The 13,742-nt window shown below is 60.9% G+C and carries 16 protein-coding genes; all 16 read right to left on the minus strand.

From position 1 onward, the window contains the following. Window positions 1-7: 7 nt before the first annotated feature. Complete coding sequence (gene murA / locus ACGHEN_RS10090) at window positions 8-1,291, minus strand: UDP-N-acetylglucosamine 1-carboxyvinyltransferase (protein ID WP_390399169.1); 1,284 nt, start codon at window positions 1,289-1,291, stop codon at window positions 8-10. A gap of 88 nt (window positions 1,292-1,379) precedes the next feature. Continuing rightward, a complete protein-coding gene (gene atpC / locus ACGHEN_RS10095; RefSeq protein ID WP_055286336.1) occupies window positions 1,380-1,772 on the minus strand; it encodes an ATP synthase F1 subunit epsilon in 393 nt (130 codons plus the stop codon). Window positions 1,773-1,775: 3 nt separating this feature from the next. Beyond that, window positions 1,776-3,230, minus strand: a complete 1,455-nt coding sequence (atpD, locus tag ACGHEN_RS10100) for a F0F1 ATP synthase subunit beta (RefSeq protein WP_390399171.1) — start codon at window positions 3,228-3,230, stop codon at window positions 1,776-1,778. Beyond that, window positions 3,230-4,138, minus strand: a complete 909-nt coding sequence (atpG, locus tag ACGHEN_RS10105; protein ID WP_006235716.1) for an ATP synthase F1 subunit gamma — start codon at window positions 4,136-4,138, stop codon at window positions 3,230-3,232. The genes atpD and atpG overlap by 1 nt, the downstream gene beginning before the upstream one ends. 5 nt (window positions 4,139-4,143) lie before the next feature. Then, a complete protein-coding gene (gene atpA / locus ACGHEN_RS10110; RefSeq protein WP_390399174.1) occupies window positions 4,144-5,742 on the minus strand; it encodes a F0F1 ATP synthase subunit alpha in 1,599 nt (532 codons plus the stop codon). After that, window positions 5,742-6,218 carry a FoF1 ATP synthase subunit delta gene (locus ACGHEN_RS10115; RefSeq protein WP_099432315.1) on the minus strand — a complete coding sequence of 159 codons (477 nt, stop codon included), beginning with the start codon at window positions 6,216-6,218 and terminating at the stop codon, window positions 5,742-5,744. Before ACGHEN_RS10115 ends, atpA begins: the two co-directional genes overlap by 1 nt. Continuing rightward, complete coding sequence (gene atpF / locus ACGHEN_RS10120) at window positions 6,208-6,810, minus strand: F0F1 ATP synthase subunit B (protein WP_117716380.1); 603 nt, start codon at window positions 6,808-6,810, stop codon at window positions 6,208-6,210. Before atpF ends, ACGHEN_RS10115 begins: the two co-directional genes overlap by 11 nt. Before the next feature lie 15 nt (window positions 6,811-6,825). Next, window positions 6,826-7,020 (minus strand): ATP synthase subunit C, encoded by a 195-nt coding sequence (locus tag ACGHEN_RS10125; RefSeq protein ID WP_022094262.1) that lies wholly within the window; start codon window positions 7,018-7,020, stop codon window positions 6,826-6,828. A 125-nt stretch (window positions 7,021-7,145) separates the two neighbouring features. Further along, window positions 7,146-7,949, minus strand: a complete 804-nt coding sequence (atpB, locus tag ACGHEN_RS10130) for a F0F1 ATP synthase subunit A (protein ID WP_022094263.1) — start codon at window positions 7,947-7,949, stop codon at window positions 7,146-7,148. A gap of 3 nt (window positions 7,950-7,952) precedes the next feature. Next, window positions 7,953-8,264, minus strand: coding sequence for a hypothetical protein (locus ACGHEN_RS10135; protein ID WP_390399179.1), 312 nt, complete (start codon window positions 8,262-8,264; stop codon window positions 7,953-7,955). 280 nt (window positions 8,265-8,544) lie between these two features. Continuing rightward, window positions 8,545-9,192, minus strand: a complete 648-nt coding sequence (upp, locus tag ACGHEN_RS10140) for a uracil phosphoribosyltransferase (RefSeq protein WP_390399181.1) — start codon at window positions 9,190-9,192, stop codon at window positions 8,545-8,547. A gap of 123 nt (window positions 9,193-9,315) precedes the next feature. Next, on the minus strand, window positions 9,316-10,857 hold the full coding sequence (glpK, locus tag ACGHEN_RS10145; protein ID WP_390399184.1) for a glycerol kinase GlpK: 1,542 nt from the start codon (window positions 10,855-10,857) through the stop codon (window positions 9,316-9,318). A gap of 13 nt (window positions 10,858-10,870) precedes the next feature. Beyond that, a complete protein-coding gene (locus ACGHEN_RS10150) occupies window positions 10,871-11,614 on the minus strand; it encodes an L-threonylcarbamoyladenylate synthase (RefSeq protein WP_390399186.1) in 744 nt (247 codons plus the stop codon). A 134-nt stretch (window positions 11,615-11,748) separates the two neighbouring features. Next, the gene (locus ACGHEN_RS10155) at window positions 11,749-12,240 is read right to left on the minus strand and encodes a type II toxin-antitoxin system HicB family antitoxin (protein ID WP_390399188.1); all 492 of its coding nucleotides are present in this window, start codon (window positions 12,238-12,240) and stop codon (window positions 11,749-11,751) included. Then, entirely contained in the window at window positions 12,207-12,392 is a 186-nt protein-coding gene (locus tag ACGHEN_RS10160) for a type II toxin-antitoxin system HicA family toxin (protein WP_390399191.1), read from the minus strand. Before ACGHEN_RS10160 ends, ACGHEN_RS10155 begins: the two co-directional genes overlap by 34 nt. A 68-nt stretch (window positions 12,393-12,460) precedes the next feature. Next, window positions 12,461-13,711: a N5-glutamine methyltransferase family protein gene (locus tag ACGHEN_RS10165; protein ID WP_390399193.1), complete on the minus strand. Its 1,251-nt coding sequence runs from the start codon at window positions 13,709-13,711 to the stop codon at window positions 12,461-12,463. Window positions 13,712-13,742 lie beyond the last annotated feature (31 nt).

Consider the following 13,742-nt stretch of genomic DNA (forward strand, 5'->3'; position numbering starts at 1 on the left):
ACCTGCATTAGTAGATGACGGGATCGGGAACGGTGGCATGTTCGACATGCGCGCCAAGCGCCTGCAGCTTTTCGACAAACTGCTCGTAGCCACGTTTGATGTGATGGATGGCCGAGACCTCGGTAACGCCATCGGCGATAAGACCGGCAACCACAAGAGCCGCGCCGCCACGCAGGTCGGGTGAGGTGACCTGTGCGCCCGAGAAGCCCTTGACGCCGTGAATCATGGCGTGATGGCTCTCGATACGAATATCGGCACCCATACGCACGAGCTCGGAGGCGAACATGAAGCGGTTCTCGAAGATGTTCTCGGTAATTACGGAGCTTCCGTCGGCAAGGGCCGAAAGCACCATGATCTGCGCCTGCATGTCGGTCGGGAAACCCGGGAACGGAAGCGTCTGGATATCGACCGGCTTGATGCGCTCGGCGCGATTGACGTGGACACCGTTCTCGATACGCTCGCACTCGATGCCCATAAGTTCCATCTTTTTGAGCACCATTCCCAGGTGGATGGGGCAGAAGCCCGTAACATCGACGCCGCGCTCATCGGCCATGAGGGCGCCGGCGACGATAAAGGTGCCGGCCTCGATGCGGTCACCCACCACGCAATGGGTAACGGGATGCAGCTCCTCCACGCCCTCGATGGTCACGACGGGCGTGCCTGCGCCGACGATCTTGGCACCCATCTCGTTGAGCATGTTGGCAAGGTCGACGATCTCGGGCTCGCGGGCAGCGTTGTCGATAACCGTGGTGCCCTGTGCGCGCACGGCAGCCATGATGAGGTTCTCGGTGGCGCCCACGCTCGCGAATTCGAGCGTGACGGTGGTGCCGTGCAGACCCTGGGGAGCACTGGCGTTGATGTAGCCGTGGGCGGTGTCGAACTCGACGCCCAGAGCCTCGAGACCCAAGATATGCATATCGATCTTGCGAGCACCCAGGTTGCAGCCGCCCGGCATGGCGATCTTGGCGCGATGGAAACGACCCAGCAGGGGACCCATCACAGCCGTGGAGGCGCGCATCTTGGCGACAAGCTCGTAGGGCGCCTCCCAAGAATCGACCTGGGAGGTATCGATCTCGAGCGTGTGCTCGTCGAGAACATCGATCGTAGCGCCCATGCCCTTGAGCACCTTGCCCATCACGTGGACATCGGAAATATCGGGCACGTTCCGCAGCGTCGTCTTGCCCGGCGCCAGAAGCGTTGCCGCCATAAGTTTGAGCGCGGAGTTCTTAGCACCCGAGACAGGCACGGAACCTCCGATGGCGTGGCCACCCTCAACGCGGATAATATCCAAGGTCTACCCTTTCAAAAAGCATGCCCGGGGTGGCTGGGCCATCCCGGGCATGATGTGTTCGCAAATGGTCGAACGCTAAAACGTTTGACTATTGGGCAAGCTTGAGCTTACACCATGCGATTTCATTATAGAGGTAGGCGCGGCGTGCATCATCCTCCGACAAATTACCCAGCTTCTCTTCAAAACCTTGAATATCAGCTTTAACCTTGTCGGCGTCGACGGTCGCCAAATCGCAAGCGCGCTCGGCGAGGACGGTCACGACATCTTCCGCAACCTGGGCATAGCCGCCGGCCACGGCAAACGTGTGGTCGACAGTGCCCATGGCCTTATCGGAAACGCGAACGTAACCGCGGTCGATCGTGCAGATTTCGCTGGAGTGAGCAGGTAAAACGCCAAACTCGCCATCCGTAGACGGAATCGACACAAACGCAGCGTCACCCTCATAGGCGAGGCTCACGGGGCACACGATGCGGATACGCATAACCTACTTCTCCTCCATCTTGCGGGCGCGCTCGCGCACGTCCTCAATCGTGGAGGCATAGCGGAATGCCTGCTCGGGCAGGTCATCGGCCTTGCCGTCGACAATCTCGGCGAAGGAGCGGACGGTATCCTCGACACGGACGTAGACGCCGGGGTTGCCGGTGAACTTCTCGGCAACGTGGAAGGACTGCGAGAGGAACTGCTGGATCTTACGAGCACGGTTGACCGTAAGGCGCTGCTCCTCGGACAGCTCGTCCATACCCAGAATGGCGATGATGTCCTGAAGGTCGGAGTACTCCTGCAGGAGCTCCTGGACCTTGACGGCAACACGGTAGTGCTCCTCGCCGACGATCGAGGGATCGAGAGCGTCAGAAGAAGACGCGAGCGGGTCGATAGCCGGGAACAGGCCGAGCGACGAAATGCTACGCGAAAGAACCGTGGTGGCGTCGAGGTGCGTAAACGTCGTGGCAGGTGCCGGGTCGGTCAGGTCGTCTGCAGGGACATAGACAGCCTGGACGGAGGTAATGGAGCCCGTCTTGGTCGAGGTAATGCGCTCCTGGAGGTCACCCATCTCGGTAGCCAGCGTGGGCTGGTAACCGACGGCGGACGGCATACGGCCCAGCAGTGCGGAAACCTCGGAACCTGCCTGGGAGAAGCGGAAAATGTTGTCGATGAACAGCAGAACGTCCTGGCCGCGATCGCGGAAGTACTCAGCGGTGGTAAGGCCGGCCAGACCGATGCGCAGACGCGCTCCGGGCGGCTCGTTCATCTGACCATAGACCAAGCAGGTCTTGTCGATAACGCCCGACTCGCTCATCTCGAGATAAAGGTCGGTACCCTCACGGGTACGCTCGCCGACACCGGTGAACACCGAGGTGCCGCCATGCTCCTGGGCGAGGTTGTTAATGAGTTCCTGAATCAGAACGGTCTTGCCGACGCCGGCGCCGCCGAACAGACCCGTCTTGCCGCCACGGATGTAGGGCTCGAGCAGGTCAACGGCCTTGATGCCGGTTTCGAAGATCTCGGTCTTGGTGGTGAGCTCGTCGAAGCGGGGCGCTGCGTGGTGGATGGGATGGAACTCCTCCACCTCGGGCATAGGCTTGCCGTCGACGGGCTTGCCCATGACGTTCCAAATGCGGCCGAGTGTCTTGGGACCAACGGGCATCTTCATGGGCTCACCGGTATCGGTGGCAATGAGACCACGCTGCAGACCGTCGGTCGAGGACATGGCGACCGTGCGGACGACGCCGCCCGGAAGCTGGCTCTCAACCTCGAGGATCGTGCTCAGGTGACCGATCGGGGTCTCGGCCTCGACCGTGAGCGCGTTGTAGATCGGGGGCACCGCACCGTCAAACTTGACGTCGACGACAGGGCCGATGATACGCACGATGCGACCATCACCGGCAGTCGTCTTCTTGGTGGCTTCCTCGACCGCAAGCTTTACGGTGTTATTAGCCATTACTGTTCCTCCAATGCTGAGGCTCCGCCGACGATCTCGTTAATCTCGGTCGTGATCGAAGCCTGGCGCACGCGACTATACGTGCGGGTAAGGGTCGAGATGATCGCGGTGGCGTTTTCCGTCGCGGAGTGCATGGCCTTGCGACGTGCACCCTGCTCGGCAGCCGCCGAATCGATCAGGGCCTGGTAGATGACCGTCAGGATATACGACGGTACAAGCTTGCCGAGAACATGCTCGGGAGAGGGCACGAACTCGAACGTGGACGAGATGCGCTTAGGGGCGTCGGTCTCGTTCTTACGCGGACCGTGGGCCATAGCGATCATCTCGGGATCGAGCGGCAGCAAGTGCTCGACGCGAAGCTCCTGATCCACGCGGTTCTTGGCGTGGTGGTAGACAAGCTCGACGCGGTCAAGCTCGCCGGCACGATACGCATCGCAGATATGAGAGGAAATCATGCGAGCCTGATTAAAATCGGGCTCGGAGGAATTGCCCTCAAAGTGCATGACGACGTTTGCGCGGTCGCGGAAATACGTGGCCGGCTTACGTCCACACGCAATGATCTCGCACTCGATGCCATCGTTCGCCCAAGAAGCGGCGAGCTTTTCGGCCGTGCGCTCCACCGTCGTATTGAAACCGCCGGCAAGGCCGCGGTCCGAGGCAATAACGACAATCAGGCCATGCTTGACGCTCTCATGCTTCTGTAGCATGGGATCGGTGCCCGAGCAGGAGGCGTCGCCGGCGACCGTCAACATGACGTCGGTCAGCGCCTCCTTATAGGGCTCGGCCTGCTTGGAGCGATCGAGGGCACGACGGATCTTGGCCGTAGAGACCATCTCCATCGTGCGCGTGATCTGCTTGGTCGTGGTAACCGAGGAGATTCGCTTCTTAATGTCGCGAAGGTTGGCCATAGGGCTTAGTTCTCCTCTGATCCAGTCGTATCGGCATGGTGCTTGGCCATGAACTGCTGCTTGAAGTCACCGATAACGCGCAGAAGCTCAGCCTTGGTGTCATCGTCGATCTTCTTGGCGCGAACCTTATCGAGCAGCGAGCCAAAGCCGTTGTCCAGGTACTCGATAAGCTCAGCGCGGAAAGGCAGCACGTCGGCGATCTCCAGGTCGTCCAGGAAGCCCTCGTTGCCTGCAAACAGAACTGCAATCTGCTCGCCAACCTCAAACGGCTTGTAGCGCGGCTGCTTAAGGAGCTCAGTCATGCGAGCGCCGTGGGTAAGCTGCTTTTGCGTGGCCTCGTCGAGGTCGGAGCCGAACTGCGTAAAGCCGGCGAGCTCCTGGTACGAAGCGAGGTCAAGACGAAGATTGCCGGCAACCTGCTTCATGGCCTTGGTCTGTGCGTCGCCACCGACGCGGGACACGGAGATACCCACGTCGACTGCCGGGCGCTGGCCCTGGAAGAAGAGCTCGGACTGCAGGTAGATCTGACCATCGGTAATGGAAATGACGTTGGTCGGAATGTAGGCCGAGACGTCGCCGTCCTGGGTCTCGATGATCGGCAGAGCCGTCATGGAGCCGTAACCGTTCTTCTTGGACATCTTGACGGCACGCTCGAGCAGACGAGAGTGCAGGTAGAAGATGTCGCCAGGATAGGCCTCGCGTCCGGGCGGACGATGCAGCGTCAGCGACATCTGACGGTAGGCCACAGCCTGCTTGGACAGGTCGTCGTAGATGACGAGCACGTGGCCGCCGGGGTTGGTCTCGCTGGCGGGCTTGCCGTCCTCGCCGTTGTACATGAAGAACTCGCCGATAGCGGCACCGGCCATAGGCGCGATGTACTGCATAGGGGCGGAATCGGCAGCGGTTGCCGAAACGATGATGGTGTACTCGAGCGCACCGTGCTGAGCGAGGGTCTCGCGGATGTTGGCAACCGTGGAGGCCTTCTGGCCGATGGCGACATAGATGCAGACCATGCCCTTGCCGCGCTGATTGAGGATAGCGTCGATGGCAATGGCGGTCTTACCGGTCTTACGGTCGCCGATGATGAGCTCACGCTGACCACGGCCGATAGGCACCATGGAGTCGATGGCCAACAGACCGGTCTGAACCGGCTCGCACACCGGGGTACGGTCGATGACGCCGGGGGCCTTAAACTCGATAGGACGACGGTGCGTGGCGACAATGTCACCCAAACCGTCGATAGGCTGGCCGAGCGGATTGACGACGCGGCCGAGCATGGCACGGCTCACGGGGATATCCATAATGCGGCCAGTGGTGCGGCACTCGTCGCCTTCCTTGATGGAGTCGACGGCACCAAACAGAACGGCGCCGACCTCGTCACGGTCAAGGTTCTGGGCAAGGCCGAAGACGGTCTCACCGGTATCGGAGCTCTTGAACTCCAGAAGCTCGCCTGCCATGGCGCTCTTGAGGCCGGTGACGCGCGCGATGCCGTCGCCTACCTCGTCGACCGTTGAAACCTCATGCGTATCGACCGTCGCGGAGAGGCTCGTGAGCTGCTCCTGCAGTTTCTTGGCGATATCCTGGGCATTGAGGGTTTCGGACATTAGGCTTCACCTCCGTACGAATTAGCAGAGTTTGCGAGGGTCTCCTGCGCAACGCGCAGCTGCGTCTTGACGGAAATGTCACGACGCTCGCCGCGGGCCTCGAGCACCAGGCCGCCCACGATAGACGGGTCGACCTGCTCGATAAGGAATACCTTGCGACCGAAGTCCTGCTCGCATTTCTTAGTGATGGTTTGACGCAGCTCGTCGTCGAGCGGGATCGCCGTGGTGACGGTCACGCCCACTACATCCTCGTCTTCCTCGGCAACATACTTAAAGGCAGCTGCCACCTTGGGAAGAAGGTCGAGCTGGTCGCGCTTGGACATGGTGTCGAGCACGGCGATGATCTCGGGGCTGGCGGAAGCCAGGCGCTCGATCATCTCGAGGTCCTCGAACACATGGTTCTCGGCCTTAGCGGCTTCCAGAAGGGAGCGCGCGTAAGTCTCGAGCACCTTGTCCTGATAGCGGCTAGTCGGCATTCAGGCTACCTGCTTCCTGGATGTAGCGCTCGATGAGCTTCTTCTGCTCGGTCTCGTCCTCGAGTGCCTCGCCCACGATCTTGGTGGCGACGGCAACGGACAGGTCGGCGATGGAGCTCGCGGCACCGGCGTAGATGGACTTGCGCTCGTCCTCGACGGTCGTATGGGCCTTGGCGATGATCTCCTCGGCCTCCTTGTGAGCAGCCTCGATGATACGGGCGCGCTCGGACTCGGCGTCCTTACGGGCCTCGAGAACGATGTCGGCAGCCTGACGACGGGCGTCGGTGACGATCGAGTCGGACTCAGCGCGCTTGGCGATAGCCTCCTGCTTGGTCTTCTCGGCCTCGTCGAGGCTCTCCTCGATCTTCTTGCCGCGCTCCTCCATGGTTTTCATGATGCCCGGCAGGGCGACCTTGGCCAGCACGATCCAGATAATCAGGAAGGCGATAAGCGCCGGGATGAACTCCGCCATCTTAGGGATGAGGATGTCCGCACCGGCAGCGCCGTCCTCGGCGAACGCGGAAACCGGCATGAGCAGCGCGGCCGCGGACGCGGAGAGTGCGATCGCGCTCTTCTGGGATGAAAGATTCATACTTGACGCTCCGTGCTATTTAACGATCAGCGCGACAACGAAGCCGATCAGAGCCAGAGCCTCGCCGAAGGCGGAGCCCATGATGAAGACGGTGAACACGCGGCCCTGGACCTCAGGCTGACGGGCCATAGCACCCGTAGCACCCAGAGCAGACAGGCCGATAGCAAGACCAGCGCCGATAACACCGAGACCGTAACCGATAACTCCCACGATTCCTCCTTTGTCGTGCGTGTCTTATTTCACGCAGGATAACCTTATTTATAACTGCCGGGCTCCATGGGTACGGGCACCGGCGGTTTAACGAATTGCCTTACCTTTAAGGCGCGAACGGAAGACTACTCCTCCTCCGCGACCTCCTCTGCCTCGGAGACGTACACGGCGGTAAGGACCGTGAAGACGTAAGCCTGGATGGCGCCGACCACAAGCTCGATCGCATAGATCAGGATGAGGATGGCAAGCCAGGCCAGCGAAGGCAGGGCACCGACGGCGTGGGCCGCGGAAACCTGCTGAAGCAGCGGCTGCATGAACATGCTCGCCATGATGGCGAACGAGCCCATGACCACGTGTCCTGCGAACATGTTGCAGAACAGACGGACGGCGAGCGTGATGAGGCGCAGGAAGGTCGAGAAAAGCTCGACGACCCACACAAGCACGTTCATCGGGAAGCTCACGCCCTGCGGGGCGAGGCTCTTGATGTAGCCGATCACGCCGTGAGCCTTGCATCCGTAGTAGATGAAGTACACGAAGGCGAAGATGGCGAGCGCGGCGGTGGAGCCGATTGCGCCGGTGCCGGGCTTCATTCCCGGAATCAGGCCGATCATGTTATTGATCAGGATGAACAGGAAAAGCGAGCACAGGAACGGGAAGTGCTTCTTCCAGTTCTCACCCACGACGCCCTTGCCGATATCGTTCTCGACGTACTCGATGATGTACTCGAAACCGTTGACGAAGAAGCCCTTGGGAACCAAGGTCTGCTTCTTCTTGAACACGGCCAGGACGATCAGGAGCACGATCGTGGAGACGATCAGCCAAAACGAGTACTGCGTGATGCCGCAGCTTAGATCGCCCACGACGGGGGTGGAGCTGAACTCGCTGACCAGATGATTAATCTCATCAGGCAGCTTTTCAAAAATTTCCACGACTTACCTTTCGACCTCATGAGGATCTCGCAGCGCCTTGGCGACACGAACCGTGCAGGCGGCCATAAAGGCCACGAAGCCGATCGCCTCGCCCAGAAGGAACATGCGAAATGCCTCTCCGAACAACGCAAACACAACCAAGGTAAAGACGAGCAGGGCGATTGCCGAGACCGCCAGACTCACCATGCCCTTGAGCATGTCCGCATTCTGCTTATCGTCAAGAACCGGCTTGAGCGTAAAAACAAAGGGAAGAAAGGCGATTGCGCCCGCGATGGCGCCCGCAACGATAGCGAGCAGATCGGCTACCTGAAACACTGGCGTCCTCACTTTCCTTTTTAACGCTTCACAGAACAGTTCCCGCCAAACATTGGTGACTATTGTACGAGCCAATCGCTAAAGTACAACCGAAAAAGCATCGGTTAGTACGCACCTGTTCGTTTTCTTAAGACCTTCTTTATGCCGCAGGTACGGTAACGCGTTTTTCCGTACCCTGCGGGGCGAAACGTCCGTTAACAGGGGTGAGCGCGGTCGCCTTTTATTTGTCCGCGCGCACCGTTTCTTCGTATTTTCGACGTTAGCCGGTTTGGCCCAGAGACTACAGCGTGCCGTAGATGCGGTCGCCGGCATCGCCCAGGCCGGGGACGATGTAGGCGGCCTCGTTGAGGTGGTCGTCAATGGCGCAGGTATAGATATGCACGTCGGGGTCTTTCTCGGTCAGCGACTTGAGGCCCTCGGGGGCCGCGACGATGCACAGCATGCGAATGTCCTTGACACCGCGCTCGCGCAGATAGCCGATAGCCATCTCGGCAGAACCGCCCGTGGCGAGCATGGGATCGACGACCAGGCAGATACGTTGGTCGATATCCCTGGGCATCTTGCAGTAATACTCATGCGGCTCGTGGGTGACCTCGTCGCGCTCCATGCCAATGTGGCCCACGCGGGCAGAGGGCACCAGGTCGAGGATGCCGTCGACCATGCCAAGGCCCGCGCGCAGAATGGGGACGATGGCGAGCTTCTTGCCGGCAAGCTGCTTAAACGTGGCAGTGGTGATGGGAGTCTCGACTTCGACATCCTCCATGGGCAGGTCGCGCATGGCCTCGTAGCCGTCAAAAAGCGCGAGCTCGCGCACGAGCTGGCGGAACTGGTTGGTGCCGGTCGACTTATCGCGCAGGATCGACAACTTGTGCTGGACGAGCGGATGGTCGACAAGCGTCACGCGGGACGCATCGTAGGTAACGGTCATGGGTTGATTGCCCCTTTCGTTGCGGCCGCAAAACGACCTTGCTGACATGACGCACAGCGATGTTGCCGCCGCCCGCCATGCATAAGTTTAGCGGTTTGTTGTATCGAACGCTCCGTCACAACCCTACTGAGTGGTGCTGAGCGAACGCCTGACCGCATCGTGCCAACCGTCCAGGTTGCGCTCGCGACGCTCAACGGACATATGGGGATGGAACGTCTTGACGATCTGGGCGTTTTGCTCCAGCTCCTCCAGATCCTCCCAATACCCAACCGCAAGACCCGCCAAGTACGCGGCACCGATTGCCGTGGTCTCCACCGTCTCGCATTGCAGTACAGGGATATCCAGCAAGTCTGCCTGGAACTGCATGATGAACTCGTTGCGCGAGGCACCGCCATCGACGGACAGGCGCTCAATCGAAAGACCCACATCCTGCTCCATGGCACGCAGCACGTCATAGCTCTGATAGGCCATGGACTCGCAAGCGGCGCGCACGATGGTCGCTCGAGTCGAAGCTCCAGTCAGACCGCATACGATGCCGCGGGCGTGCGCGTCCCACCAAGGTGCACCCAAGCCCGCAAAAGCGGGGACAAAGTAGCATCCCTCGTTATCGCCGATCGAGGAGGCGAGCCGTGCCGATTCGGATACGTTGGAGATAACGCCCATGTTGTCGCGCAGCCAGTTCATCGTTGAGCCGGCGGCAAAAATAGAGCCCTCGAGCGCATAGCTGACCTTGCCGTCCGCAGCGATACCGATGGTGGAGACCAGGCCATTCTTGGATTCGACGATCTCGTCGCCGGTATTCATGAGCATAAAGCAGCCCGTGCCATAGGTGTTTTTGGTCTGGCCGGGATGGAAGCAGCAGTGACCGAACAGCGACGCCTGCTGGTCGCCCGCCACACCCATGATGGGCGGCATGTTGGTCATGATGTCGCTCGCTACGCGGCCGTAGTCACCGGCGCTCCAACGGACCTCGGGCATCATGGCACGCGGGATGTCGAAGAGAGCCAGCAGGTCATCGTCCCAGTCCAGCGTATGAATATTGAAGAGCGCCGTGCGGCTGGCGTTGGTGTAGTCGGTGGCGAAGGTTTGGCCGCCGGTGAGGTTATAGATGAGCCAGGTATCGATGGTGCCAAACATGAGGTCGCCCGCTGCCGCGCTCTCGCGCGCGCCGTCGACGTTGTCGAGAATCCACTGCACCTTGGAGGCCGAGAAATACGGGTCGAGCGTAAGGCCGGTGCGGGAACGCACCAGCTCCTCGCGGCCCTGCTCGGCCAGTTTATCGATTGTCGAGGCGGTGCGGCGACACTGCCACACGATGGCGTTGTAGATAGGCTGGCCACTCACGCGGTCCCACACCACCGTGGTCTCGCGCTGGTTGGAGATACCGATGGCGGCGATGCGATCGGAATGGATGCCGCTCTTAAACTGGACCTCCATCATCACGCCGATCTGGCTGGCAAGCACCTCCGTGGGATCCTGCTCCACCCAGCCGGGGCGCGGGAAGCTGGTTTTGACGCTACGACGTGCCTGGGCGACAATGCAGCCGTACTCGTCGACGATGGTCGCGAGCACCGAGGTGGTGCCGCAGTCGAGCGCCATGATGTAGGAACCGCCAAAGTTAAACGAGGCATCTTCCATGCCCAGGCTGCCCAGATTCAACGACATCGCTTACACCTTTCTATTGCATCGGGTCGGACAGAACCCGCTCGATCTCTGATGCGGGAAGTGCGCCTTGGCGCAGGATCTGAAGCTCGCCATGCTTAAACGTCACGATGGTCGAAGCGTCGCGGCACGGGGTCTCGCCCGCGTCGACGGCCAGATCAACCCCCTCCAGAATACGGTCCTCAACGTCGGCAAAGCTTGCCGGCGCGGGCGTGCCATGCGTATTGGCGCTGGTGCAGGCAAGAGGGCTGCCGCAGGCGCGGATGAGCGCTTGCACCACGGGCGAGGCCGAAGCGCGAAGTGCCACCGTGTCGTCGGCGGCGCGCATAAAGGTCGGCACGCAGGGGGCCGCCTTGACCACGATAGTCAGGGCACCCGGCCAGCATCGTCGGGCGAGCACGCGGGCCTCATGAGGGATATCCACGCCATAGCGATCGAGTGCCTCGGCATCATCAACCAGCCAGGCGACCGTTTGCGTGAGCTCGCGCTGCTTGAGGGTAAAGATACGACGATAGCCGGTACCGAGTGCGGGGACCGCGGCGCCGTTGACGGTGACCTGCGGATCGCGCGGCCACGGCAGAGGTTCACTTGTATCTTGTGGAACGGCATCCGAGAAGACGTTGACTGCCACGGCGACACCGTAGACCGTCTCGGTTGGAATAAGCGCCAGGCCACCGCGACCGAGTAGCTCGGCCGTACGCTCGACGGCGAGCCGATGCGGCTCACGCGTTCCCTCGAATACCCGATAGACCGTCTGCATGTGTATGCCAGCCCCTTACGCTCTGGTGCAAGTTTATTTACTGTGGGGCATTCTCGCACGAAACGTTCAACCTATTTGCCCAGAGCGCATGTTGGTTTGGTGAGCGGCTCTAGTAGTCGGTGAAAGTGAGGGGGTTATTGGACTGCGACGAACTTCTTTGGCCTGCCGGCGTGGCGTTCTTGGGCGGCGTAGCGCTCGATGCTGTCTATCGTTATCATCCGACGGCCGTCGACGAGTTCAACATCGAGCTTTCCTGCTTTGACCAGCGCGGTAATCCGCGAAGCGGAGACTTTGAGGTCCAGCGCTGCGTCTTTAAATGTTCGGCACGCCGCTTCCCGAGCGTCATCGTGGTCGATTTCGACTGAAAGGGCCACGACCTCGGCCGAGCGTTCGTACCCTGCCGGAGTCAAACCGTTGTTGAGGTCGTCGGCCAAAAACGCCATCAGTGCCTCGGTGGCATGGGCAATCGCTTCTTCGCGCGTGTCGCCATCGGCAAAGGTGCCAGGAATCTGCGGGAAGCTAGCGCAGTAACCGTCGTCTTCTTTTATGAGAACGCAGTCATAGGTAAATCGCTGCCTCATTTTGCCTCCAGCTACCATCCAGCTTGGCGACGAATACTTGCCCACGTGCCCTTCTTTGGTCGATCACCACCAGAGCCGTTCGCGGTGACAACACGGTCACCAGAAACATGCTTAGCATGACTACCGACTTGCGCGACCTCCACGAATCCATCGTGCTTGAGTAGGGCAATGATTTCCCGAAAGGTAGGAGGTTGCATGGGCCGACCTCTTTCAGCCGTCCTAATTATAAACTAATTTATAATTTTTGCTAACCAGTTAATAAATATTACTGGCGCTGTTTGGGCTCGGTGACGATGGCTCGGACGATGCGGGGACGATCGGTGAGGTCGCGGACGATGCGCACGTCCGAGAGACCCGCCTGGCGACAGAGCTCGGCCGCGGCATCGAGGGCGCCCTCGTAGAGCTCGCAGGCAAACAGGCCGCCGGCGCGCAGCATATAGGGCGCCGCATTGAGCAGGCGGCGGAAGATATCGAGGCCGTCGGCGCCGCCCTCGAGCGCTAAATCGGGCTCGAAGTCCTTGACCTCGTGCGGCAGCGAGCGCATGACGTCAGTCGGAATGTAAGGCGGGTTGGAGACGAGCACGTCGAAGGTGCCCCATTCCTCGCGGGGGATAGAGCTCACCAGGTTTGTGAGGCTGAAGGCGACCTCATCGGACGTAAGCCCGAGCGCGTCGCGGTTTTTGGTGGCCAGGTCAATGGCACGCGGTTCGATATCGGTAGCGGTGCAGGTGACATGGCCGCGGCGCTCCCAGGCAAGGGAAAGCGAGATGCAGCCCGTGCCGCAGCCGACCTCGAGAACGCGGGCGATACGGGGCTCGACCGGAGCGGGCGCGGCGGCATCCTCCGTCAGAGACGCCTCGTGGTCGGCGCCTTCGATGGCGATGCCGTATTCGTCGAGCTCGGGCTCGGCGGCTTCCGCGGCTTCGGCTTCTGCTATCTGCGTGGCGGCTTCCTCGGCCTCGCGGTCGGCCAGTTCCTCGGCATAGGCACGGCTGCCCAGTACGTCGCCACCCAGCGCAGCCTCATCGGCAGCCGTGAGGTTAGCGGCACGGCGCTCGGCCGTCGCTCGCTCGTCGGCCAATGCGGCTTCGACTTTGCGCGCTTGCTCGACCTCGTCGTTCCAGGGCAGCTCAACGCGCTGACGGGCGGCAGCCTCGGGGCTCAGCACCTCGGCATCCAGATAATTGAGGACTTCCTCGACGAGCATCTCGGTCTCGGGACGCGGAATGAGTACGCCGGGGGCGCACGCGACGTCGATCATGCGGAACTGCGTGCTGCCGGTGATGTACTGCAGCGGCTCGCCCTTGGCGCGGCGGACGACCGCCGCGTGCATGGTCTCGAGCTGCGCCGCATCGAGCGTCTCGTCCATACGCATATATAAGTCAATGCGCGCCAGACCCGTGGCTGCGCACAGCAGCCACTCGGCAGAAAGTCGGGGGTGTTCCTCGCCGCGCTCGGCCAGGTACTCCTTGGTCCACTCGAGACAACGCTTGATGGTCCAGATCTCGTTTGCCATGGGGTCCTCCCCTCTTAAGCGCCGGGCGGCG

The sequence above is a fragment of the Collinsella sp. i06-0019-1H4 genome (assembly GCF_042849575.1).
GTDB lineage: Bacteria > Actinomycetota > Coriobacteriia > Coriobacteriales > Coriobacteriaceae > Collinsella.

What these genes read in the sequence shown, in the direction of transcription:
- atpC (WP_055286336.1), bottom strand. Translation starts at nt 1,772, where the DNA reads ATGCGTATCCGCATCGTGTGCCCCGTGAGCCTCGCCTATGAGGGTGAC.
- atpD (WP_390399171.1), bottom strand. Translation starts at nt 3,230, where the DNA reads ATGGCTAATAACACCGTAAAGCTTGCGGTCGAGGAAGCCACCAAGAAG.
- atpG (WP_006235716.1), bottom strand. Translation starts at nt 4,138, where the DNA reads ATGGCCAACCTTCGCGACATTAAGAAGCGAATCTCCTCGGTTACCACG.
- atpA (WP_390399174.1), bottom strand. Translation starts at nt 5,742, where the DNA reads ATGTCCGAAACCCTCAATGCCCAGGATATCGCCAAGAAACTGCAGGAG.
- ACGHEN_RS10115 (WP_099432315.1), bottom strand. Translation starts at nt 6,218, where the DNA reads ATGCCGACTAGCCGCTATCAGGACAAGGTGCTCGAGACTTACGCGCGC.
- atpF (WP_117716380.1), bottom strand. Translation starts at nt 6,810, where the DNA reads ATGAATCTTTCATCCCAGAAGAGCGCGATCGCACTCTCCGCGTCCGCG.
- upp (WP_390399181.1), bottom strand. Translation starts at nt 9,192, where the DNA reads ATGACCGTTACCTACGATGCGTCCCGCGTGACGCTTGTCGACCATCCG.
- glpK (WP_390399184.1), bottom strand. Translation starts at nt 10,857, where the DNA reads ATGTCGTTGAATCTGGGCAGCCTGGGCATGGAAGATGCCTCGTTTAAC.
- ACGHEN_RS10150 (WP_390399186.1), bottom strand. Translation starts at nt 11,614, where the DNA reads ATGCAGACGGTCTATCGGGTATTCGAGGGAACGCGTGAGCCGCATCGG.
- ACGHEN_RS10160 (WP_390399191.1), bottom strand. Translation starts at nt 12,392, where the DNA reads ATGCAACCTCCTACCTTTCGGGAAATCATTGCCCTACTCAAGCACGAT.
- ACGHEN_RS10165 (WP_390399193.1), bottom strand. Translation starts at nt 13,711, where the DNA reads ATGGCAAACGAGATCTGGACCATCAAGCGTTGTCTCGAGTGGACCAAG.